Genomic DNA, 22,490 nt, shown 5'->3' with positions numbered 1-22,490 from the left:
CAGAAACAGCTCGGCCCCGTAGGGTGGATATCGCGAAGCATATCCACCGCAAACGCAACACCCCGGATGGCTGCGCGTCGCGCAACCACCACGAGCATCACCGGATTGTCCCTACAGACAAAAAAGGAGAAACCCCATGCCCCGCTTTGCCGCCAACCTGTCCATGCTATTTACCGAGATGGATTTCCTCGACCGCTTCGCCGCCGCTGCCGAAGCCGGCTTCAGCGGTGTCGAGTACCTCTTTCCCTACGACTACCCGGCCGAAGAGATCAAGGCGCGCCTGGACGCCCACAACCTGACCCAAGTGCTGTTCAACCTGCCGGCCGGCGACTGGGCCAATGGCGACCGTGGCATTGCCTGTGACCCGGAGCGGGTCGAGGAATTTCACGCCGGCGTCGACCAGGCCATCGCCTACGCCAAGGTCCTGGGCAACACCCAGATCAACTGCCTGGCCGGCATCGCTCCCAAGGGTGCCGATCTCGGCAAGCTGGAGATGACCTTTATCGAGAACCTGCGTTACGCGGCGAAGAAGCTCGAAGCCGAAGATATTCGCCTAGTGATGGAGATGATCAACACCCGCGACATCCCGCGTTTCTTCCTCAACAACAGCTCGCAGGCGTTGGAGATTCGCGACAAGGTCGGCAGCACCAACCTGTTCCTGCAGTACGACATCTATCACATGCAGATCATGGAAGGCGACTTAGCGCGCACCCTCGAGACCAATCTGGCGGCGATCAACCATGTGCAGCTGGCCGACAACCCCGGCCGTAACGAGCCGGGCACCGGCGAGATCAACTACCGCTTTCTGTTCGAGCACCTGGACCGCATCGGCTACCAGGGCTGGGTTGGCTGCGAATACAAGCCGGCCACCACCACCGCGGCCGGCCTCGGCTGGATGAAAGCGCATAACGCTATCTGACCCGACCTGAACGAATCGAAGGAGAAAACCTCATGGCTAAGATTGGATTTATCGGCACCGGCATCATGGGCCTGCCTATGGCTCAGAACCTGCAGAAAGCTGGCCACAGCCTTTTTGTTTCGACTCACCACGATGCGGCCCCGGCCGCCCTGCTCGAAGCAGGCGCCGTTGGCCTGGCCAATCCGAAAGAAGTCGCGCAGGAAGCCGAGTTCATCATCGTCATGGTGCCTGACACCCCGCATGTAGAAGACGTACTGTTCCGCGAGAACGGCATTGCAGAGGGCGTCGGCCCGAACAAGCTGGTGATCGACATGAGCTCGATCTCACCCAGCGCCACCAAGGCGTTCGCCGAAAAGATCAACGCCACGGGCGCCCAGTACCTGGACGCGCCGGTCTCCGGCGGCGAAGTCGGTGCCAAGGCTGCAACGCTGTCGATCATGGTGGGTGGTAGCGAGGAAAGTTTTGCCCGCGCCCTGCCGCTGTTCCAGGCCATGGGCAAGAACATCACCCTTGTCGGCGGCAATGGTGACGGCCAGACCGCCAAGGTCGCCAACCAGATCATCGTGGCGTTGAACATTCAGGCGGTGGGCGAAGCCCTGCTGTTCGCCGCGAAGAACGGTGCCGACCCAGCCCGCGTCCGCGAAGCACTGATGGGCGGTTTCGCCGGTTCGAAGATTCTCGAAGTGCATGGCGAGCGCATGATTAAGGGCACCTTCGATCCGGGCTTCCGCATCAGCCTGCACCAGAAGGACTTGAACCTGGCCTTGGCCGGTGCCCGCGAGCTCGGCCTGAACCTGCCCAACACGGCTAACGCGCAGCAGGTCTTCAGCACCTGCGCAGCCATCGGTGGCAGCGGCTGGGATCACTCGGCGCTGATCAAGGGTCTGGAGCACATGGCCAACTTCTCGATTCGCAAGGATTAAACAGAAACTTCAGCCTTCGAGCACGTTGGCCAAGCCAAGCGGCCCACCTTCAGGGACAGACAGACCAGGTGGTGGGAACCGCAACGTTTGGCCCGGCGATGCTCAAAGGGTCGGATTGGAGTTGCGCGGGGTCGGAATCACAGCGTCCCCCACAACCTCAGCCCAGCGCACCTGCGATCCGATCGCTGCCCTCGGGCGGCACCCCTTTCGACCTGCTCGGCACGAGGAGTCACGGCCTGACTGCCGGGTGGGTCGATTCCAAACCTTAGGACTTGCCTTTTGTACTTGCATAACCGAGCCCTAAGGTCTGGAATCGGGCACCTGACCTAATAGATGGAGTTGTACATGAACCTCGAACCGCAAGCCTTCCTGCGCGACCTGTTCACCGCCGCCATCGATGCCGCGCACCCGCGCCAGGTGCTGGCCGACCATTTGCCGGCTGACCGCAGCGGCCGGGCCATCGTCATTGGAGCAGGCAAAGCGGCTGCCGCCATGGCCGAAGCCATCGAAGCGGTCTGGGAAGGCGAGCTCTCCGGGCTGGTGGTAACGCGCTACGGCCACGGCGCCGACTGCCGCAAGATCGAGGTGGTGGAAGCCGCGCATCCGGTACCGGACGATGCCGGTGAGCGCGTCGCCCGCCGTGTGCTGGAAATGGTCAGCAACCTCGAAGAAAGCGACCGGGTGATCTTTCTGCTGTCCGGCGGCGGTTCCTCACTTCTGGCACTGCCGGCCGAGGGCATCAGCCTCGCCGACAAGCAGGCGATCAACAAGGCGCTGCTGCGCTCCGGCGCGCACATCGGCGAGATGAACTGTGTACGCAAGCACCTCTCGGCGATCAAAGGCGGCCGTCTGGCCAAGGCCTGCTGGCCAGCGAGCGTTTACACCTACGCGATTTCCGACGTGCCGGGTGACGAGGCCACGGTGATCGCCTCCGGCCCAACCGTCGCAGACCCGACCACCTCGGCCCAGGCCCTGGCGATCCTGGCGCGCTATCACATCGAGATACCGCAGAACGTTCGCGCTTGGCTGGAAGATCCACGCTCCGAGACAGTCAAGGCAGACGACCCTTGCCTGTCACGCAGCCACTTCCAGCTGATCGCCAAGCCTCAGCAATCCCTCGACGCGGCGGCCGAGAAGGCGCGTGCAGCGGGCATCACCCCACTGATTCTCGGCGACCTGGAAGGCGAAGCACGCGATGTAGCCAAGGTCCATGGGGGTATTGCTCGCCAGGTGGTGCTGCACGGTCAGCCGATCAAGCCGCCTTGCGTGATCCTCTCCGGCGGCGAAACCACGGTGACCGTGCGCGGCCATGGCCGCGGCGGCCGCAACGCCGAATTCCTCCTGAGCCTGACGGACACTCTGCAAGGGCTGCCGAATGTTTACGCACTGGCCGGCGACACCGATGGCATCGACGGCTCGGAAGACAACGCCGGCGCCTTGATGACACCCGAGAGCTACGCTCGCGCCGAGGCGCTGGGCCACAGCGCAGCAGATGCCCTGGCGAACAATGATGGCTACGGTTATTTCCAGGCGCTCGATGCGCTGCTGATGACCGGCCCGACGCGGACCAACGTCAACGATTTCCGCGCCATTCTGATCCTGCCGTCGTCCCGCTAGCGGGACACGGCAAGCAGGGTCCCTAACCACAACTGCCGATAGAGCCTGCCATGACACCCGATAAGAAGGTCAAGATTCTCGCCACCCTAGGACCGGCCACACGCAGCATCGAGGATGTGCGCGAGCTGGTGGAAAACGGGGTCAATCTGTTCCGCCTCAACTTCAGTCATGGCGAGCACGCCGACCACGCTGAACGCTTCGGCTGGATTCGCGAGGTGGAACGTCAGCTGAACCAGCCGATCGGCATTCTCATGGACCTGCAAGGGCCTAAGCTGCGCGTCGGTCGTTTTGCTGAGGGCAAGGTGCAGCTCAAGCGTGGGCAAACGCTGCGTCTGGACCTCGACTCGACGCCGGGTGACAGCACGCGGGTCAACTTGCCGCATCCGGAAATCATCGACGCCCTGCAGCCTGGCATGAGCCTGCTGGTGGACGATGGCCGTCTGCGCCTGACCGTGACGGCCAAGCACGCTGATGCCATCGACACGCGCGTGGTGGCCGCTGGCGAGCTGTCCGACCGCAAGGGTGTCAACGTGCCAGAGGCGGTGCTGGAGTTGAGCCCGCTGACCGAGAAGGATCGGCGTGATCTGGCATTTGGCCTGGAGCTGGGTATCGACTGGGTGGCGCTGTCATTCGTCCAGCGGCCACAGGACATTCATGAAGCACGCGAACTGATCGGCGACCGCGCCTTCCTGATGGCCAAGATCGAGAAACCCTCAGCCGTGCAGCACCTGCGCGAAATCGCGCGGCTGTGCGATGCGATCATGGTGGCGCGTGGCGATCTGGGCGTCGAAGTGCCGGCGGAAAACGTGCCGCGCATTCAGCGCAATATCGTACGCACCTGCCGCCAACTGGGCCGGCCGGTGGTGGTGGCGACGCAGATGCTCGAATCGATGCGCTTCTCCCCGGCACCGACCCGTGCCGAGGTGACTGATGTGGCTAACGCCGTGGCCGAAGGCGCCGACGCGGTGATGCTCTCGGCGGAAACCGCCTCCGGCGAGTACCCGCTGGAAGCGGTGAGCATGATGAGCAAGATCATCCGCCAGGTGGAAAGCGGCCCGGACTACCAGGCTCAGCTGGACGTCAATCGGCCAAGCGCCGAGGCCACCCTGCCCGATGCGATCAGCTGCGCCATTCGCCGGATCAGCGGCATTCTGCCGGTTGCAGTGCTGGTCAATTACACCGAGTCAGGCCGCTCCAGCCTGCGCGCTTCGCGGGAGCGACCGGCCACGCCAATTCTGAGCCTGACGCCGAACCTGACGACCGCACGCAAGCTGACCGTGGCCTGGGGTGTGTACTCGGTGATCGATGCACGCATGTATGACATGGAGCATGTCTGCCTCAATGCGCTCGAACTGGCCCGCGCCCAGGGCATGGCGGGCACCGGGGATACTGTGGTGATCACGGCGGGCGTGCCGCTGGGGCAGTCTGGCACCACCAACTCGCTGCGCATCGAAATGCTCAACTGACCCTCCAGACAACCTCACCGGCGCAGCGCAGCTCCGCCGGTGAGGGTCTGTTTGCCCTTTTCTCACGACACGCCCATGCCCCCTCGTTTTTCGCAGTTGTTGCGCTCGATGCTCAACGGGATCAGCCAAATCTTCTTGCAGCGCCACCTGGGCTGCGGCCTGCTGATCCTCTTTGCAATCGCGCTGCATGACCTGGCGTTTCTGGCGGGCGCCCTCCTCGGCCTGCTGAGCGGCACCTTGTCGGCGTGGCGCCTCGGTTATCCACCTGAGGATATCGAAACCGGTCTCTACGGCTACAACGCCGCGCTACTAGGGCTTCTGATCACGTTGATGCTCGGTCTGGCGCCGCTCGCCTGCCTGCTGATCATCATGTCTGGCGCGTTGTCGAGCGCCGTACAGCACCACCTGCTCAGACGGATGCGTGAGCGGCGTAGCTTGCCGGGCTTCACACTCTCCTTTGTCCTGCTGGGATGGTTGGCCATGGGGCTATCAGGTGCTCTGGAAAGCGTTGTCGAGGCGCGCATACCCGAGCATCAGCTGGATGGCTGGGGCGCGCTGGGGGGAATAATGCGGGGGGTGGGCCAGGTCTTGTTTCTCGCTGACCCCATGGCGGGGCTGTGCCTGTTCGCGGCATTACTGTTGGCTGATCGACGTGCTGCAGTGTGGACACTGTGCGGCTCGGCAGTAGGCATCTTTATGGCACTGCTGGCCGGCGCTTCCGAGCCGTCTGCGCTGGCCGGGCTGGCTGGCTACAACCCGGCGCTCGCCGCTCTGGCGTTGAGTCAGGTTCACCGCTCGGCACTGGCGCCAGCACTGGGCATCGGCTTGGCGATCATCTTCCGGCTGTTCTTCGATCAGCTCGGCCTGCCGCCGCTGACCATGCCCTTCATTCTCGCCTGCTGGGCGGTCACGCTGGGTAAACGTCAGTATCAGCGCCAGGGCGAGTTGCAGCCGAGCTGAAGGTTAGCCCCTGGTGGCGCGTGGGTCCTGGTCCCGCGGGTAGGTTCGTTCTTCTTCGATCTTGCCGTCGAGAGTATGGATTTTCACCGAGGCGGTGCGCAGCTTCATGTAGTCACGGGTCTCGTTGATGATGTCTTCCTTCGTCGAGGCTTCAAGCAGCGCGCGTTTATCGCCCTCCTCACGCAGCACCCAGCGATCGTCATCGTGCGTGATGTGGTAGTTCTCCATGTTGCCTCCCTCTGTTCATCGATAGTTGAAGTTATAGAACGCTTCGGTTGATGACGGTTCGATTGGCTGTTGATCGACACCACCACTTGAGGTGCAAAAAACCCAACAAGGTAATAAAAACCCACATCAGCAGGGTACGAAATACCAAGAATCGCTTTAAGCCCTTGATTCTGGTCAATTCCAGCCTGGAACGATTATTGAAACAGCTCCAGTACCTGTCCGGGACGCGTGGTCGCCACGCTGCCAACCAGAGACAGCGTTACCAATAATTGGAGTTTTCCATGCTTTGCGCCGAACACCGTGCCCTAATCACCGCTACTGTCCCGTTGCTCGAAAGCGGCGGCGAAGCCCTCACCGACCACTTCTACAAACTGATGCTGGCCGAGCACCCAGAGGTTCGGCCGCTGTTCAACCAGGCCCACCAGGCCAGCGGTGACCAACCTCGTGCGCTGGCCAATGGCGTGCTGATGTATGCCAAACACATCGACCGCCTCGATCAGCTCGGCGGGCTGGTTTCACAAGTGGTCAACAAGCATGTCGCGCTTCAGGTTCTGCCAGAGCACTACCCGATTGTGGGCGGATGCCTGCTGCGAGCGATCCGCGAAGTGCTCGGGGCCGAGATCGCCACCGACGAAGTCATCGACGCATGGCGTGCCGCTTATCAGCAGCTTGCCGACATCCTGATCGGCACCGAGGAACAGCTCTATCGCCAGACCGCCGAGGCGCCCGGCGGCTGGCGCGGCGCGCGGCATTTCCGAATCGCGCGCAACGTGCCTGAGAGCGCAGAAATCACCTCTTTCTACCTTGAGCCGGAGGACGGCGAACCCGTGGTGGCGCATGAACCGGGCCAGTACATCGGTCTGCGCCTGCTGGTCGATGGCCAGGAGATCCGCCGCAACTATTCGCTATCGGCGGCGAGCAATGGCCGGGACTACCGGATCAGCGTTAAACGTGAACCCGGCGGTGTGGCCTCCAACGCGCTACATCAAATGCAGCTTGGCGAGACGCTGGAGCTGTTCGCGCCGGCTGGCGACTTCGTCTTGCAGTCCAGCGACAAGCCGCTGGTGCTGATCAGTGGCGGCGTCGGCATCACCCCGACGCTGGCTATGCTCGAAGTCGCCCTCGGCACCAGCCGACCGATTCACTTCATCCACTGCGCACGCAACGCGGAAGCCCACGCCTTCCGCGCGACCATCGACCAGCTCGCCGAGCAGCACGTCCAACTAAAGCGTTTTTATTGCTACGACGAGCACCGTGGCGATGAGCATCAACCAGACGCCATCGGCCTGTTGACCGAAGCACGACTGGACGCCTGGTTGCCCGCCGAGCGCGACCTGGATGCGTATTTCCTAGGCCCGAAACCATTCATGGCGGCGGTTCGTCGGCAACTGCACGCACTCGGCGTGCCGGCCCAGCAGCTGCGCCATGAGTTCTTTGGGCCAGCAAGCGCGCTGGAGTAAACCGGACGGGTCGGCCTCATGGCCGGCCCTCTCGCATCACCGAAACGAGGTGTCTCCCATGCTTATGCAACCGCTCGACTCGTACCGTCTTTTACTATTCGCCAACCTGTCGATGGCGTTGGGCGTACTTCTGCTCCTGCTGGGTATCGCCGGTGCTTATGTCGTCGATGACCAACTTCAGCTCGGAGCGGTGGTGGCGAGCCACGCCCTGGTGATCCTGGGGCCGACCGCGCTGAAGATCGGTTACGTGATGCGGCTGCTGGCACAGCGCCAACTCGCGCTGGTCGCCTGATCGGGCCGATATTCGATGCAATTCTGTAAATTCAAATACGCCACACGCTAATTGCCGTTCCGTTGTACTTGCAGTTAGCCATGTCGCGGCTTCATCTGTAACCACTCGTCCGCAGGACATATAAAACGGAAACTACTGGCGTGCTCCTCGGCTCTGAAATCCTGAAGGCTGATGAAGTTGTTCAGCCCCGCAGAAGTCTTGTCCATTGAGGAGAGAAAGACATGGCAAATAAAAATCCTGGCAACTTCGCAAACGACCGCGAAAAAGCGTCTGAAGCAGGTAAGAAGGGCGGCCATAACAGCGGTGGCAACTTCGCCAATGACCGCGAAAAGGCCTCCGAAGCTGGCCGCAAGGGTGGACAGAATAGCCACGGCGGCGGTCGCAACAGCAAAAGCTGATCGATATAGAAAACAAAAAGGGCAAGGATTAAAAATCTTTGCCCTTTTTGTTGTCCGCTATTTTGCGTAGACAATTACCGCATTTCTGGCTGGCGCATTTCTTACGACAATAAACCGACACCCTCCCCGGATCACTTATTTAAAATTTTATTTAGCTTAAACAAATACAGACTTTCAGCAGAGGAGGTTTTCATATGAACATTCCAAATCATGACCACTCATCGTCCAATCCCGGAGACGAAGCGCCGCAAGGAACGCCCGGGACGGGTGAAAATATCTGCCCCGTTTGCAACGGCAGCGGCCGTACCGAGGCAGGGGAATGTAAAAGTTGCGGCGGCACCGGTAAGGTGATCGAAGGCATCGGCGGAGCCTGATCCGCCTCCGCAACCAGGAAGCAACTCATGCGTGGCAGCGCCTTTTCCGAACGAATCATCCAGAGCCTGCTGGACACCGACTATTACAAGCTGACCATGATGCAGGCAGTTCTTCACCACTACCCCAATGCGGAGGTGGAGTGGGCCTTCCGCAGTCGATCCGAAGAGGACCTGACGCCATACCTGGGTGCTATCCGCGAGCAACTGGAGGCCTTGGCGGAGCTGCGATTCGAACCGCAAGAGCTGTTATTTCTGGAACGCATTCCCTACATGCAGCCAGACTTCATTCGCTTCCTCGGGCTGTTCCGCTTTGATCCCCGCTACGTGCGACTGGAGCTTGATGACGGCGAGCTGGTGATCTACCTGCGCGGTCCTTGGCTGCACGTAATCCTCTTCGAGGTGCCGCTGCTGGCAATCATCAGCGAGGTACGCAACCGTGCTCGCTATCCGCAGGTGACCCTGAACCAGGCGACCGACCGCCTGGAAGAGAAGCTGCAGTGGCTGCGCGAAGAAGCCACGCCCGACGAGCTGGCCGGTTTCAAGCTGGCCGACTTCGGTACCCGTCGGCGCTTTTCGTTCGGCGTACAGGCTGCGGTGGTCAAACGGCTGAGCGAGACCTTTCCCGGTCACTTTGTCGGCACCAGCAACGTGTATCTGGCGCACACCCTGGACCTCAAACCCATGGGCACTATGGCCCATGAGTGGATCATGGCCCATCAGCAACTCGGCCCAAGGCTGATCGACAGTCAGAGCGCGGCTTTAGACTGCTGGGCGCGCGAATACCGTGGCGCACTGGGCATCGCCATCACCGACTGCATCACCATGGACGCCTTCACCGCAGATTTTGATTTGTATCTTGCAAAGCTGTTCGACGGCCTGCGCCATGACTCGGGTGATCCGGTCGAATGGGCTGAAAAAGCGATCGCCCATTACCGACGGCTGGGTATCGACCCTATGACCCGCCAACTGGTCTTCTCCGACGGTTTGGATTTTCCGAAGGCGCTTGGTATCTATCGCGCCCTAGCCGGGCGCAGTAACACCAGCTATGGCATCGGCACCCAGCTGACGTGTGACATACCGGGGGTCGAGCCGACCAACATGGTGATCAAGATGACCAGCTGCAATGGTCAGCCAGTGGCAAAGATATCCGACTCACCCGGCAAGACCATGTGTCGCGATGAAGCCTTCATCAGCTATCTCATGCACGTGTTCGATGTGAATCGCTGAATACGCTCAGGCGGCTGACAGAGGCGTTTCGGACGGTATCTCGCCAGCAGCCTCGAAACACAGGCGGTTGCGTCCGGAGGTTTTAGCCAGATACATCCGCTTGTCCGCCAGGTCCAACAGTTCTTCTGCGCTTTCGACAAAATCAACGCAACGCTCAGCCAAACCAACACTGGCGGTCAGCGGGCTGCCGTCCGGGCGCCTACCGAGGCTCGATCGGATCATGCGACTCAACGCCAGGCGCGCCTGTTCCCGATCGGTGTCAGGCATGATCACAACGAACTCCTCCCCACCCCAGCGCAGCAACGTATCGGTGCTACGCAAACTGGCCAGCATCTGCTGGGTGCACTCGCGCAACACCAGGTCTCCGGCTTCGTGACCGTAGTTATCGTTGATCTGCTTGAAATGATCGAGATCGATAAAGGCAACGGCCAGGCCGGTGTCGTGACGCCGAGCGGTGTCCCATTGCAGCTTCAGGATCTCCTGCCCGCTACCGCGCGAAAACACGCCGGTGAGCGGGTCGCGGATGGCTTGGCGTACCAATGCGATCATGAACGCCAACTGGCTGAGACTTGCCAGCGAGGTGACCCCCGCGATCAAGATCAGCAACCAGAATCCACCCGCGTAGGAAGGCCAGTTGAGCGTCGTCCATGACAGATAACCCGCCAATGCGTGCGCGAGAAGCAGGACGGACGCCATTACCAGATTCTCTAACAGGGTCAGCGGGAAGATGGCCAACCCGGCCATCAGCACGAAGGGCAGGAACGCATAGCCTGTGGCGACCACGGCGGAAGCCTGCGTGAGTTGATAGCCCCCAAGCAGCGTATGCGAAGCGATGTAAAAGACAGTCGGAATGGTGAACAGCAGCGCAACGGCCCGATAGGCATCAAACAAATTGCCGCTGGGCCGATAGAACAGCAGCAGGCAGGCGAAGGCAGCGCAGGCCAGCAGGCGAAAGGTAGCCAGGCCGAGCCAGAGTGGGTAAGTGAAGACCATCAGGTCGATGATCCCCCACACGGGTGTCAGCACTGCAAAGAGAAACGCGAACAGCCGGACCCGGTTGACGATCAGGGTCGCGCGGCGCTGGCTCATCAGCATCGAGTGACGGTGCGGAATGACCAGCTTCATGAACTCAGTGGACTTGAGCTCACTGGGCAGCAGCGTAGCCAGGCGGCTCAATAGCAGATCGATCAAGGACGGCATTTTTTTATAATCACCCGACTGAAGCATTGGAACGGCCATCCACGTCTTCGTGCCGACCGCGCCGAATGGTAGCACTTTGCCATAATCCCATCGCATCAGCGACGGACGGTGCCAACCCTGAGTTCGCACCAGAGGCCGTTAACAAAAAAATAGCTCGGCAGAAATCCCCATGTTTCATGCGGCTTTGGTGCCATTCTGGTTAGCGGCCTGTGGCAATCGGTCTGTAGCGCTAACGTCATAAAAACTTTGTAACAAGGCGTTTTGAGAGTTTCCTCGGGTTCGTAATCCATTCGAGCGATACCAAGCCGTCCGGCAAATGACGCTTTAGAGCGCTTATGCCTCCTTCAATTGGCGACTAGCTTGAACGGAGTCGGAGCTTCGACTTCGACTGCCAAACAAGAACAATAAGGAGATACCCGTGCAGAGCGCTCTCAAGCCACTCGCCCTTGCCATCTTGCTGGCGGGCGTATCCGTTGCAGCACATGCGGAGACCAGCCCCTACAGCCAATTCGTTAACTTCGGCGACTCGCTGAGTGATGCTGGCAACTTTCCAGACGTCGGCAGTCCTCTATTAGGGGGCAATCCAACCGGCGGTCTGCGCTTTACCAATCGCACTGGCCCGACCTATGCGGCCAACAACACCGAATATGCGGGACAGGTTGTTACCCAAGTACTCGCCAACCGCCTGGGCCTTCAGTCGCTGCCATCGACCCCAATCCTGCCGCGCCTTCTGACGGGCAATCCAGACGGTACCAACTACGCAGTAGGTGGTTACCGTACGGATCAGATCCTTGACTCACTCATTGGCACCTCGACGGTCGACGCCGGAGGAGGCCTGACACGCAGCCGGCCTGGGTATCTGGTGCAAAACCCGCAGGTTGACCCGAATGGGCTGTATTACCTCAACGGTGGCGCCAACGATATCTTTCAACTTCAAGCCAGGCCGACGACCATGGCGCAGGCAGCAGCGAACATGGTTCAGGCGGTAGGCGCGCTGCAGAACGCAGGCGCCCGCTACATCATCATTTCCGACCTGCCCGATGTTGGTAATACCCCGCTAGGGACACAACTCGGGACCAGCGCGTTTCTCAACAGCCTGAGCGACAGTTTCAACGCCGAGCTCGCTGCAGGACTGCAGGCACAAGGGGGCAACTACGTTCTGTTGAACAACCGTCTACTGCTTTCTGAAGTTCGCGCAGACCTTGCTCGCTACGGATTCGACCCCACTATCAACCAGACCGCGGTCTGCTTTGATGGGGGCAATTGTCCGCTAGATCCGACTTATGGCCTGGGTACCGCAAACGCGGATCCGAGCCGTTTGTTGTTCAACGACGCGGTCCACCCAACCACCGCAGTCCACCAGATAAGCGCTGACTATATCTACTCCATTCTTTCAGCACCGGCAGAGGTATCACTGCTACCAGAGATGGGCCGTTCGGCGCTGCGCAACCACCTCCAGTTACTCGACAACGAACTCGCTGCCCAGCGTGGCAACTGGCAATCGGTAGGCGGCTGGCGAACCTTCGTTCAAGGAGGTTACAACCGTCCCGAGTACGACGGTTTCGGAGGCGGCGATGGGGACAGCCCGACCCTGGCGATTGGACTGAGCAACCGTGTCAGCGAGCACTGGCTGGCGGGACTCAGTCTGGGCCTGGCGCAGAACTCCCTCAGCCTCGGTGCAGGGGACTCGGACTACGATATGCGCAGCTATCTGACGAGCGCGTTTGCCAGCTATCAACAAGACCGGTTTTTCGCTGACCTCAATGCCAGCGCGGGCTACCTTGACTACGATTCACTGGACCGCACCTTTTCCCTCGGCGTAGCGGAACGCTCAGAAAAAGGCAGTACTGAAGGCATGGTCTGGGGTGTGTCCGCCAAAACCGGATTTAACCTGATGCAGATGGGGGATCCATTAGAGTTCGGCCCGTTCATCGGTGCCAGCTATCAGAAAATCGACGTCGACGGTTATAGAGAGCAAGGCGCCAGCTCGACCGCTTTGAGCTACGAAGACCAAGAGCTGGAATCACTTCGTTTGTCGGTCGGACTATTTGGCACTTATGCAGTGTCGGAGCGCACTCGGCTGTTTGGCGAGGTCGCCCGCGAGGTCGAGCGCGAGGATGAGCAGCGCGAAGATCTGCGTATGTCATTGAACAGCGTGCCGACTAATAGCTTTGAGCTGCCGGGTGCGACCCCGACGGGCGACCAGACCCGTTTCAGTGTCGGTATCGCGCACCAATTGACGACAGGCCTCAGCGTCCGAGCCAACTACAACTACCAAGGCAACGACAACCGCAACCAGGGTGTCGGGTTATCCCTGGCGCTGGACTTGTAAAACCGCCATTCCTCCTTTGGCTGATTCGCCTGGCCGCTGCGTAACATACGCAGCGGCCTTTTTTATCCAGGCTTGCCTAGCGCTGGTCTATCTGTTGCTGGAGGTTGGCAATCTGCCCCTGCAGCGTGTTGATGTTGCGGGTCATCTGGGCTCTGAACGCATCGAACTCTGACGTCACTACGCCTGGCGTAGCGGCAGGCCGGTTATCCAGTTCACTGCGCAAGATGAGCACGTCCTGCTCCAAGCGACTGATCGCCTGGCTGGCATCGCCCCTCTGCTTCAACGCTGCGACGTCCTTGCTCAGCCCGTCAATTCGGCCAGACAGCTTGCCCAGCTCGTCCACCGAACCCTTCAGCGCCGACATCGATGACGTGAGCGCGGCCTGATCACTTGCAACCTTTTTAACGGTATCGGCGAGCGTGGCTGCTGCTGACTGATGCTCTCGCACGTCAGTGGCGATGCGCTCGATCTGTCCACCCTGTTCGTCCAGGCGCTTGTCCTGATTACCCTGTTTGCCGGTCAGGCTCTGCTGCTGGGTAGTGATAGCCCGCTGTTGCTCTGCCAAGTCCAGCGCCTGCTTTTCAAGCTGCTTGATGCGCAGCTTCAATGCCTCGCCTTCGGTGGTGACGCTGGATTCGGTCGCCACGATCTTGCCGGAGATATCCTGCAACCGGCCGGTCGCGTCTTCGCTGATGCGTGCAAAACTTTCTTGTGTGGCCACCAGCTGAGCCTCGAGCCTGGATACCTGCTGCAGGCCCCACCAACCCAACGCAATCAGCAACCCAAACAGCACTAGAATCAGGAACCACAGCGGCGCAGTGCTGGCGGCACGGCGCTTCTGGCGCGGCCGCGCATCGTCGGCAGCCTGACTCGTCGACTTGCCAATCGGCTCTAGCTCCGGCGCTGGGTACGGATCGCGATCGCGGCCGGCTGTCAGGCTGGGTATGTTGTCTAGTTCGTCGTGAGCATCGTTGCGCATGGAGTACCTTTAAGGGCGCGAAGCAAGAGACAGCGCGCAGTATAACGATTCAACTGCGTCTCTTCAGCGCCATCGCCTGTCCGGAACCTGCACCTGGAACAGGCGTTCCATGCCGAGGCGATTCAAGACTGTGCACACCGACAGCAACGGGCACTGGTCAGCACCTCGCTGCATCATGCTGATGTAAAGCGCATTCAGGCGGTAAAGCCATGTGCAACGCACTTCCGGTAGGTTTTCTAAGCAAAACAGGCAATCCAAACAGCAACTGGTACGCCTGTTGCTTGAGCACTCATGCCAGCGGATAGCGCTTTCCGACACGGATGTCGGGCCAAAACGCCAAGAACGGCCGATAGATTGGAGGATGAATCGTCATGGAGTTCAACAAGTCCGTACTGGATTGCATGCAGCAGCTGCGCCGTCGGCTGCGTGACGAGCAGCAGCTGAACATTCGTCTGAGCCAACCGGATGCGATCCAGGCCATGCTGACCGCCTGTCTCTGCTCCGGCGACGAGATGACCCGGGACCTGGGCAGACAACTGGCCACGTATAGCGATATGCCCGCCCTTTTTACCCCGCCGTCCACACCATCAGACCGTAGCGGCCCCTCGGTACGCATCTACCGCGGCCAGCGAGTCGTTGGCTAATCCGTTTTATAGATCAACCATTGCCTGGCCGAGCCTGACAGCTGCCGTGTGAGTTCGCCGAGCAACTCACCGCCGTTGCGCCAATGGTGCCAATACAGCGGCACATCAATCGGTTCGCCCGGATAAACATCAACCAATTCCCCGCTCGCCAGTTCCGCGCGTACCTGCAGTTCAGGCACCAACCCCCAACCCATGTCGCTTTGCAGCAACCGAACAAAGCCTTCGGATGACGGGCATAGATGATGACTGAACGCCCCCTTCAGGCCTAACGCCTCTAGATAGCGGTGCTGCAGCTGGTCATCAGGGCCGAATACGATCGCCGGGGCCTTTAATAAGGCCTCGACTGGCGCGTCCGGCTTGAGGTGCCGGGCAACGTAGGCGGGACTGGCAAGCGCGCGGTAGCGCATGGCACCAAGAAATTCACTGCGCGCACCCGCCAACGGCCGTTCGACTGCACATACACACGCAGCAACCTCCCCCGCTCGCATCCGCTTGAGCCCGACATCCTGATCCTCCAACACGTGGTCGAGCACCACGCCATAACGGGTGCAAAAAGGTGCGACGGCACCCGGCCACCAGGTAGCCAGGCTGTCGGAGTTCAGCGCGATGCGCAGTCGCTCCGGCAGTCGGCTCTCGTCCAGCCCCGGAACCTGCCCCTGCAAATCACGTTCGAGCAAACGTACCTGCTGCACATGGTTAAGCAAACGCCGACCAACCTCCGTTGGCCGGGGTGGCGAAGCGCGTAAAAGCACCGGCTGCCCCAACCGAGCCTCGAGCAGCTTTATGCGCTGCGACACGGCCGACTGCGACAGCCCCAACGACTGCGCAGCGCGATCAAATCCGGCTTGCTCAACCACCGCCGCCAAAGCGACCAGTAACTTGTAATCGAACATTCGATTTCCTTATGAGGCATTACCGAATTTCGTTTTTCTTATAGGCCAACAGCACCGAGACTGCGAGCATCTCTTGACGATAGGGCAACGCATCATGTGGCAGAGCTACTTTAACGGGCTTCTAATCACCGCCGGACTGATCATTGCCATCGGCGCGCAGAATGCATTTGTCCTGGCGCAGAGCCTGCGCCGCGAGCACCATCTACCGGTCGCTGCGCTCTGCATCCTCTGCGACATTCTGTTGGTCAGCGTTGGCGTCTTCGGTCTCGCTGCGGTACTGGCAGAAAATCCAGTGCTGCTACAAATCACGCGATGGGGAGGCGTGCTGTTCTTGCTGGTCTACGGTGCCATTGCGTTGCGCCGTGCAGCGCGCCCACAAGCCTTGCTGGAAAACGCCCAACGCGGACCGCGCTCACTGCAGAGCGTGTTGCTTGCCGCCTTGGCCGTGACGTTGCTAAACCCGCACGTCTACCTCGATACGATACTGCTGATCGGCTCCCTCGGCGCGCAGCAACCCGAGCCCGCGGCTTATACGCTGGGCGCCGCGAGCGCCTCGACTATATGGTTTCTGATTCTTGCACTGGGGGGCGCCTGGCTTGCACCTTGGCTGGCGCGGCCGCTGACCTGGCGACTGATCGATCTGGGCGTGGCGACCATGATGTTCACGGTAGCCGCACAGCTTGTTGTCCTGGCCTAAGGAACGCCCAGTGTAATCGGAGGTCCACGCAGAGGGCCTCGGACATCCTCTCCCCCTGCGCCAGAACCTTGTTACAAGGCTCTGGCCCTGGCTTTTCCACACAGTTGACGCGTGGTTTTGCCACAGGCTGAGTGCTATGATCCTTGGTCCGCGGGCATGGAGTGGAACGCTTCAGCCCGCCATTGCGGCCGCCCGTGATCGGCCGAAGAATGCGCAAGCATGTAGCGAGCGAAGGGAAAGACAGGCGTAAACGGACGAACATCAATGCAGTAGTTTTCTCCGTTCCGCGAGGCGCTGGTTACCAGTGCAGACTGCCTCCTTCCGAGCCGCATCTATTCTCGACACCTGAGCAGGAGATACACCATGGCTTTCGAATTGCCGCCGCTTCCGTTTGAAAAGAACGCCCTCGAGCCGCACATTTCCGCTGAAACCTTTGAATATCACCACGGCAAGCATCATCAGGCCTACGTGACCAACCTGAACAACCTGGTCCCAGGCACCGAGTTCGAAGGCAAGGATCTGGAAACCATCATCAAGACCTCTTCAGGTGGCATCTTCAACAATGCCGCTCAGGTCTGGAACCACACCTTCTTCTGGAACTGCATGGCCCCGAATGCTGGCGGCGAGCCAACTGGCGCCCTGGCTGATGCCATCAATGCTTCTTTCGGATCCTTCGACAAGTTCAAGGAAGAGTTCACCAAGACCGCAATCGGCACCTTCGGCTCCGGCTGGGCCTGGCTGGTGAAGAAGTCCGACGGCAGCGTCGGCCTGGCGAGCACCATCGGTGCCGGCAACCCGATGACCGCTGGTGACAAGCCGCTGCTGACCTGCGACGTCTGGGAGCACGCTTATTACATCGACTACCGCAATGCCCGTCCGAAGTTCGTCGAAGCATTCTGGAACGTTGTTAACTGGGACTTCGTCGCGAAGAATTTCGCCGGCTGAGCCTAGGCCTGCTTGAAGAGCTGGACTGCCGGCCCTTCGCGCAACTAAAAATGCCCGCATTCATGCGGGCATTTTTTTGCTTAAGCGGAATGAAACGGCATCTGCTCGAGCGAATAAGACTCTAGCCATCTTGGTTCGAGGCATTGCACGACGGGAAGCAGATCAGTACTGGGAAGCGCAGGACGCGCAGCCGGGACGCCGCCAGATGGCGCCTGCCCTACGCCGGACTATTCCATATCGCAAAGATGATGCGAGCGGCAGTCACTACCGCCCGCCAGGGCTCGTGAAGCCCAATCAGGCCTTGGGCAAGGTCACGCCACGCTGGCCCTGATATTTACCACCGCGATCCCGGTAAGAGGTTTCGCACTCTTCATCCGACTCCAGGAACAGCATCTGTGCCACGCCTTCGTTGGCGTAGATCTTCGCTGGCAAGGTGGTGGTGTTGGAGAACTCCAGCGTCACGTGCCCTTCCCACTCGGGCTCAAGCGGCGTGACGTTGACAATGATCCCGCAACGGGCATAGGTGCTCTTACCCAGACAAATGGTCAGCACGTTGCGCGGAATGCGGAAGTATTCGACCGTACGCGCCAGCGCAAAAGAATTCGGCGGGATGATGCAGACGTCACTCTTTACGTCGACAAAGCTTTTCTCGTCGAAGTTCTTAGGGTCGACGACTGCAGAATTGATGTTGGTGAATATCTTGAATTCGTCAGCGCAGCGCACATCGTAGCCATAGCTGGAGACGCCGTAGGAAATCAGGCGCTCGCTGCCCTCGGTCCGCACCTGGCGCTCCACGTAGGGCTCGATCATGCCGTGCTCCTGGGCCATCCGGCGAATCCACTTATCCGATTTGATGCTCATGGCGGGCGTCCTGATTTGGCTGATGGTCGTTTAGATAAAGGCGTGCATCTTACCGAGCACATGGAGCCGGTTCAAAGGCCACGAACCGGGTCCATGCGTCGCATCTCTGGCGCTTCGGGCGGAAACTGAAAATAATGCTCGCAATGCGACAGAAATGGAGTATCTTTCATTGGCTGCTGCTGCATGTGTCACCGTGAATCGCTACATGTTTAGATTTCGATCCGATCATTGCTACGACTCCTAACTCCTTGCACACAGTCACCGTTCGGGGTATTTGCCCGTTCAAATCATCTCTACACCTTGTTCAAGGAGACATTTCAAATGTCCAATCGCCAAACCGGTACCGTTAAGTGGTTCAACGATGAGAAAGGCTTCGGCTTCATCACTCCGCAATCCGGTGACGACCTCTTCGTACACTTCCGCGCCATCCAAGGCGACGGTTTCAAGAGCCTGAAAGAAGGCCAGCAAGTTTCCTTCGTCGCTACTCGCGGCCAGAAGGGCATGCAAGCTGAGGAAGTTCAGGTTATCTAACCTGAAGCTTTTCTGCTGAAAAAGCCCCGCTTCGGCGGGGCTTTTTTATGCCTGCGATTTACTGTATTCAGCGTCAGAGGGCGACAGCCTCCCTCCAAGGACGATTCTACTCAGTCGATCAGACCTCCTCGGTCGACCAAGGCGACGCACAGAGCGCCGCCATACCGAAGGTCAGTCGTCGGACACAGTGATGTTTGGCATCGACTGCGCAATGATCTGTCCGCTCTGAGAAATCCGCGCCCCCACACTGCGTGCCATCTGCTGATAGATCATCGCAATCTGGCTTTCCGGATCGGCAATGGTGGTTGGCTTACCTGCGTCAGCCTGGCTGCGGATTGCCATGGAAAGCGGTAACGAAGCCAGCAACTCAACGTTGTACTGCGTTGCCAGCTTCTCACCACCCCCTTCGCCGAACAGATGCTCGGCATGCCCACAATTCGAGCAGATGTGGATGGCCATGTTTTCCACCACACCGAGCACAGGGATGTTCACCTTGCGGAACATCTCCACGCCCTTCTTTGCATCCAGCAGTGCAAGATCCTGCGGTGTAGTGACTATCACCGCACCCACCACCGGCACCTTCTGCGCCAGGGTCAGCTGGATATCGCCCGTACCCGGCGGCATGTCCACCACGAGATAGTCGAGATCATTCCAGGCCGTCTGAGTGATCAACTGCAGCAAGGCACCGGAGACCATCGGGCCTCGCCAGACCATCGGCGTCTTGTCGTCGGACAGGAAGGCCATCGACATGACCTGAACGCCATGCGCTTCCAACGGGATGAACGCCTTATTGTCGCGGATTTCCGGTCGCGTCCCTTCGGGAATGCCAAACATGATGCCCTGGCTAGGCCCGTAGATATCCGCATCCAACACGCCCACCCGCGCCCCTTCGCGCGCAAGCGCCAGCGCCAGGTTGGCAGCCGTGGTCGATTTACCGACGCCGCCCTTGCCGGACGCTACGGCAATGATGTTTTTGACGTTGGCCAGTGCCTCAACCTGGTCCTGCGCCTTGTGTGAGCGGATCACACAGTCGACCTGCACATCCGCGCGGGTCACGCCGTCGAGCTGCTCAATGGCCATCGCCAGCATCTGCGCCCAACCGCTGCGAAACAGCCCAGCCGCATAACCCAATTCGATCTGCACGCTAACGTGATCACCCACTACATCAATGGAACGCACGCAACCAGCAGCCACCGGGTCCTGGTTCAGGTTAGGGTCGGTGTACTGGCGCAGTACGGCTTCGACAGCTTCGCGTGTGACGGTCATGACTACTCCCAAGAAAACCTACTAAAACAGACGGGCATCTTACCCCGTGCCGCCACAAGGGCTCATCAAGCGCGTCAATGTGGCGCGGCACTCGCTATTCGACCCGTGCCGTCCGCACCAGTGCGGATGAAAAAAAACTGCGTGACCTTTATAGTGGCCGACTCACTTCGCAACCTCGACTGCAGACTTTCCCATGTCCGAAGCTCGCCAAATCCTCGTCACCAGTGCCCTGCCCTACGCCAACGGTTCGATTCACCTTGGCCACATGCTCGAGTACATCCAGACGGACATGTGGGTGCGGTTCCAGAAGCTTCGCGGCAACCAGTGCATATACGTCTGTGCGGACGACGCGCATGGGTCGGCCATCATGCTGCGCGCCGAAAAGGAAGGCATCACGCCCGAGCAACTGATCGCCAACGTGCAGGCCGAACACAGTGCCGACTTCGCCGACTTCCTGGTCGACTTCGACAACTTTCATTCGACCCACTCGGAAGAAAACCGCGAGCTGTCGAGCCTGATCTACACCAGGCTGCGCGACGTCGGCCACATCGCCACGCGCTCGGTCACCCAGTATTTCGATCCTGAAAAGGGCATGTTCCTCGCCGACCGCTTCATCAAGGGCACCTGCCCGAAGTGTGCTGCCGAAGACCAGTACGGCGACAACTGCGAAAAGTGCGGCGCCACTTACGAACCCACCGAACTGAAGAACCCGCGCTCGGCCATCTCAGGCGCAACCCCAGTGCTGCGCGACTCCAAGCACTTCTTCTTCAAGCTGCCCGATTTCGAGGCGATGCTTAAGGAATGGACCCGCAGCGGCAGCCTGCAGGATTCGGTCGCCAACAAGATCGCCGAGTGGCTCGACGGCGGGCTACACGAGTGGGACATCTCCCGCGATGCGCCCTACTTCGGTTTCGAGATTCCGGATGAGCCAGGCAAGTACTTCTACGTCTGGCTGGATGCGCCCATCGGCTACATGGCGAGCTTCAAGCACCTCTGTGCACGTCGCCCTGAGCTGAACTTCGATGCTTTCTGGAACAAGGATTCCAGCGCCGAGCTGTACCACTTCATCGGCAAGGACATCATCAACTTCCACACCCTGTTCTGGCCCGCCATGCTCGAAGGTGCCGGTTTCCGCAAGCCCACCGCCGTCGCGGTGCATGGTTACCTCACGGTGAACGCGCAGAAGATGTCCAAATCGCGGGGCACCTTTATCAAAGCGCGCACCTATCTCGATCACCTGAATCCCGAGTACCTGCGCTACTACTACGCGGCCAAGCTGGGCCGTGGCGTCGATGACCTGGATCTGAACCTCGAAGACTTCGTGCAGAAGGTCAACTCCGACCTGGTGGGGAAGGTCGTAAACATCGCCAGCCGTTGTGCCGGCTTTATTCACAAGGGCAACGGCGGTGTGATGGTCGACCGCAATGCCGCACCGGAATTGACCGACGCCTTCCAGAGCGCCGCACCGTCCATTGCCGATGCTTACGAGAACCGTGACTTCGCCCGCGCCATGCGCGAAATCATGGCGTTGGCTGACCGCGCCAATGCCTGGATCGCCGACAAGGCACCCTGGGCACTGAACAAGCAGGACGGCATGCAGGATGAAGTGCAGGCGATCTGCGCCACTGGCGTCAACCTGTTCCGCCAGCTGGTGATCTTCCTCAAGCCGGTGCTGCCCAACCTCGCCGCCGACGCCGAGCGCTTTCTCAACGTCGAGCCCCTGCGCTGGACGGACCTGCAAACGCTGCTCTCCAACCACCAGCTAAACGCCTTCACCCCGCTATTGACCCGTATCGAGCCTGCGAAAATCGAAGCCATGATCGAATCATCCAAGGAAGACCTCGCTTCCACCGAAACCGCCGCGCCCGGCGCAACCCCCGAGACTGGCAACGGCGAGCTGACCAAGGAGCCGATTGCCGCCGAGATCGCCTTCGATGCCTTTGCCGCTGTGGACCTTCGCATCGCACTGATCGAAAAGTGCGAGTTCGTCGAAGGCGCCGACAAGCTGCTGCGCCTGACGCTGGATATCGGCGATGCCAAGCGCAACGTCTTCTCCGGCATCAAGAGCGCCTACCCGGATCCAAGCAAGCTGGAAGGTCGCCTGACCCTGTACGTCGCCAACCTTGCCGCGCGCAAGATGAAGTTTGGCGTGTCCGAAGGCATGGTGTTGGCTGCTGGCCCTGGCGGTGAAGAGATCTACCTGCTCAGCCCCGACAGCGGCGCCAAGCCCGGTCAGCGCGTGAAGTAATCACGCAGCACGAGAAGCCCGGCGCAATGC

The 22,490-nt window shown here is 60.0% G+C and carries 22 protein-coding genes; 16 read left to right on the top strand and 6 right to left on the bottom strand.

The window, feature by feature from the left end:
* Nucleotides 1-136 precede the first annotated feature (136 nt).
* The 5 genes from hyi to ACSSNI_RS17280 all read left to right on the top strand — a co-directional run bounded on the left by hyi (nucleotide 137) and on the right by ACSSNI_RS17280 (nucleotide 5,885).
* Nucleotides 137-919 (top strand): hydroxypyruvate isomerase, encoded by a 783-nt coding sequence (gene hyi, locus ACSSNI_RS17300; RefSeq protein WP_200638806.1) that lies wholly within the window; start codon nucleotides 137-139, stop codon nucleotides 917-919.
* 32 nt (nucleotides 920-951) lie between these two features.
* Complete coding sequence (locus ACSSNI_RS17295) at nucleotides 952-1,842, top strand: 2-hydroxy-3-oxopropionate reductase (RefSeq protein ID WP_200638804.1); 891 nt, start codon at nucleotides 952-954, stop codon at nucleotides 1,840-1,842.
* Nucleotides 1,843-2,187: 345 nt separating this feature from the next.
* A complete protein-coding gene (locus ACSSNI_RS17290; protein ID WP_200638802.1) occupies nucleotides 2,188-3,459 on the top strand; it encodes a glycerate kinase type-2 family protein in 1,272 nt (423 codons plus the stop codon).
* Between the two features lie 50 nt (nucleotides 3,460-3,509).
* Complete coding sequence (gene pyk / locus ACSSNI_RS17285) at nucleotides 3,510-4,925, top strand: pyruvate kinase (protein ID WP_200638800.1); 1,416 nt, start codon at nucleotides 3,510-3,512, stop codon at nucleotides 4,923-4,925.
* A gap of 75 nt (nucleotides 4,926-5,000) precedes the next feature.
* Nucleotides 5,001-5,885, top strand: a complete 885-nt coding sequence (locus ACSSNI_RS17280; RefSeq protein ID WP_200638798.1) for an urea transporter — start codon at nucleotides 5,001-5,003, stop codon at nucleotides 5,883-5,885.
* Nucleotides 5,886-5,888: 3 nt separating this feature from the next.
* On the opposite strand, the gene ACSSNI_RS17275 is transcribed toward ACSSNI_RS17280, so the two are convergent.
* The gene (locus ACSSNI_RS17275) at nucleotides 5,889-6,113 is read right to left on the bottom strand and encodes a DUF2188 domain-containing protein (RefSeq protein ID WP_102835803.1); all 225 of its coding nucleotides are present in this window, start codon (nucleotides 6,111-6,113) and stop codon (nucleotides 5,889-5,891) included.
* 281 nt (nucleotides 6,114-6,394) lie between these two features.
* On the opposite strand from ACSSNI_RS17275, the gene hmpA reads away from it, so the two are divergent.
* The 5 genes from hmpA (at nucleotide 6,395) to pncB (ending at nucleotide 9,864) form a co-directional block, all read left to right on the top strand.
* A complete protein-coding gene (hmpA, locus tag ACSSNI_RS17270; RefSeq protein WP_200638796.1) occupies nucleotides 6,395-7,573 on the top strand; it encodes an NO-inducible flavohemoprotein in 1,179 nt (392 codons plus the stop codon).
* A gap of 58 nt (nucleotides 7,574-7,631) precedes the next feature.
* Nucleotides 7,632-7,865: a hypothetical protein gene (locus ACSSNI_RS17265; RefSeq protein WP_102835801.1), complete on the top strand. Its 234-nt coding sequence runs from the start codon at nucleotides 7,632-7,634 to the stop codon at nucleotides 7,863-7,865.
* 221 nt (nucleotides 7,866-8,086) lie between these two features.
* Nucleotides 8,087-8,263: a con-10 family general stress protein gene (locus tag ACSSNI_RS17260; RefSeq protein WP_102835800.1), complete on the top strand. Its 177-nt coding sequence runs from the start codon at nucleotides 8,087-8,089 to the stop codon at nucleotides 8,261-8,263.
* 194 nt (nucleotides 8,264-8,457) lie between these two features.
* Nucleotides 8,458-8,637, top strand: a complete 180-nt coding sequence (locus ACSSNI_RS17255) for a hypothetical protein (protein WP_200638794.1) — start codon at nucleotides 8,458-8,460, stop codon at nucleotides 8,635-8,637.
* Nucleotides 8,638-8,664: 27 nt separating this feature from the next.
* On the top strand, nucleotides 8,665-9,864 hold the full coding sequence (gene pncB / locus ACSSNI_RS17250; RefSeq protein ID WP_200638792.1) for a nicotinate phosphoribosyltransferase: 1,200 nt from the start codon (nucleotides 8,665-8,667) through the stop codon (nucleotides 9,862-9,864).
* Nucleotides 9,865-9,870: 6 nt separating this feature from the next.
* On the opposite strand, the gene ACSSNI_RS17245 is transcribed toward pncB, so the two are convergent.
* Nucleotides 9,871-11,064: a GGDEF domain-containing protein gene (locus ACSSNI_RS17245; protein ID WP_200638790.1), complete on the bottom strand. Its 1,194-nt coding sequence runs from the start codon at nucleotides 11,062-11,064 to the stop codon at nucleotides 9,871-9,873.
* 418 nt (nucleotides 11,065-11,482) lie between these two features.
* On the opposite strand from ACSSNI_RS17245, the gene ACSSNI_RS17240 reads away from it, so the two are divergent.
* Nucleotides 11,483-13,396: an autotransporter domain-containing protein gene (locus ACSSNI_RS17240; RefSeq protein WP_200638782.1), complete on the top strand. Its 1,914-nt coding sequence runs from the start codon at nucleotides 11,483-11,485 to the stop codon at nucleotides 13,394-13,396.
* A gap of 76 nt (nucleotides 13,397-13,472) precedes the next feature.
* On the opposite strand, the gene ACSSNI_RS17235 is transcribed toward ACSSNI_RS17240, so the two are convergent.
* Nucleotides 13,473-14,375 carry an ATPase gene (locus ACSSNI_RS17235; RefSeq protein ID WP_148926620.1) on the bottom strand — a complete coding sequence of 301 codons (903 nt, stop codon included), beginning with the start codon at nucleotides 14,373-14,375 and terminating at the stop codon, nucleotides 13,473-13,475.
* Nucleotides 14,376-14,746: 371 nt separating this feature from the next.
* Here ACSSNI_RS17235 and ACSSNI_RS17230 point away from each other — a divergent pair, with 371 nt between their 5' ends.
* Nucleotides 14,747-15,019: a hypothetical protein gene (locus ACSSNI_RS17230; RefSeq protein ID WP_200638774.1), complete on the top strand. Its 273-nt coding sequence runs from the start codon at nucleotides 14,747-14,749 to the stop codon at nucleotides 15,017-15,019.
* Here ACSSNI_RS17230 and ACSSNI_RS17225 read toward each other — a convergent pair.
* Nucleotides 15,016-15,912 (bottom strand): LysR family transcriptional regulator ArgP, encoded by an 897-nt coding sequence (locus ACSSNI_RS17225; RefSeq protein ID WP_200638773.1) that lies wholly within the window; start codon nucleotides 15,910-15,912, stop codon nucleotides 15,016-15,018. The two genes, ACSSNI_RS17230 and ACSSNI_RS17225, sit on opposite strands and share 4 nt — an antisense overlap.
* Before the next feature lie 94 nt (nucleotides 15,913-16,006).
* Between ACSSNI_RS17225 and ACSSNI_RS17220 the strand changes: the two genes are divergently transcribed.
* Nucleotides 16,007-16,609, top strand: coding sequence for a LysE/ArgO family amino acid transporter (locus tag ACSSNI_RS17220; protein ID WP_200638772.1), 603 nt, complete (start codon nucleotides 16,007-16,009; stop codon nucleotides 16,607-16,609).
* Nucleotides 16,610-16,972: 363 nt separating this feature from the next.
* The gene (locus ACSSNI_RS17215; protein WP_073300977.1) at nucleotides 16,973-17,554 is read left to right on the top strand and encodes a superoxide dismutase; all 582 of its coding nucleotides are present in this window, start codon (nucleotides 16,973-16,975) and stop codon (nucleotides 17,552-17,554) included.
* 294 nt (nucleotides 17,555-17,848) lie between these two features.
* Here ACSSNI_RS17215 and dcd read toward each other — a convergent pair whose 3' ends face one another.
* Nucleotides 17,849-18,415, bottom strand: a complete 567-nt coding sequence (gene dcd, locus ACSSNI_RS17210; protein ID WP_102835792.1) for a dCTP deaminase — start codon at nucleotides 18,413-18,415, stop codon at nucleotides 17,849-17,851.
* Between the two features lie 321 nt (nucleotides 18,416-18,736).
* Between dcd and ACSSNI_RS17205 the strand changes: the two genes are divergently transcribed.
* Complete coding sequence (locus tag ACSSNI_RS17205) at nucleotides 18,737-18,946, top strand: cold-shock protein (protein ID WP_003282211.1); 210 nt, start codon at nucleotides 18,737-18,739, stop codon at nucleotides 18,944-18,946.
* Between the two features lie 171 nt (nucleotides 18,947-19,117).
* On the opposite strand, the gene apbC is transcribed toward ACSSNI_RS17205, so the two are convergent.
* The gene (gene apbC / locus ACSSNI_RS17200) at nucleotides 19,118-20,212 is read right to left on the bottom strand and encodes an iron-sulfur cluster carrier protein ApbC (RefSeq protein ID WP_200638771.1); all 1,095 of its coding nucleotides are present in this window, start codon (nucleotides 20,210-20,212) and stop codon (nucleotides 19,118-19,120) included.
* Nucleotides 20,213-20,405: 193 nt separating this feature from the next.
* Between apbC and metG the strand changes: the two genes are divergently transcribed.
* Entirely contained in the window at nucleotides 20,406-22,460 is a 2,055-nt protein-coding gene (metG, locus tag ACSSNI_RS17195; RefSeq protein ID WP_200638770.1) for a methionine--tRNA ligase, read from the top strand.
* The last annotated feature ends 30 nt before the right edge of the window (nucleotides 22,461-22,490 follow it).

It is taken from the genome of Stutzerimonas tianxiuensis, assembly GCF_053470365.1.
This window is presented reverse-complemented; position numbering and strand designations above follow the sequence as displayed.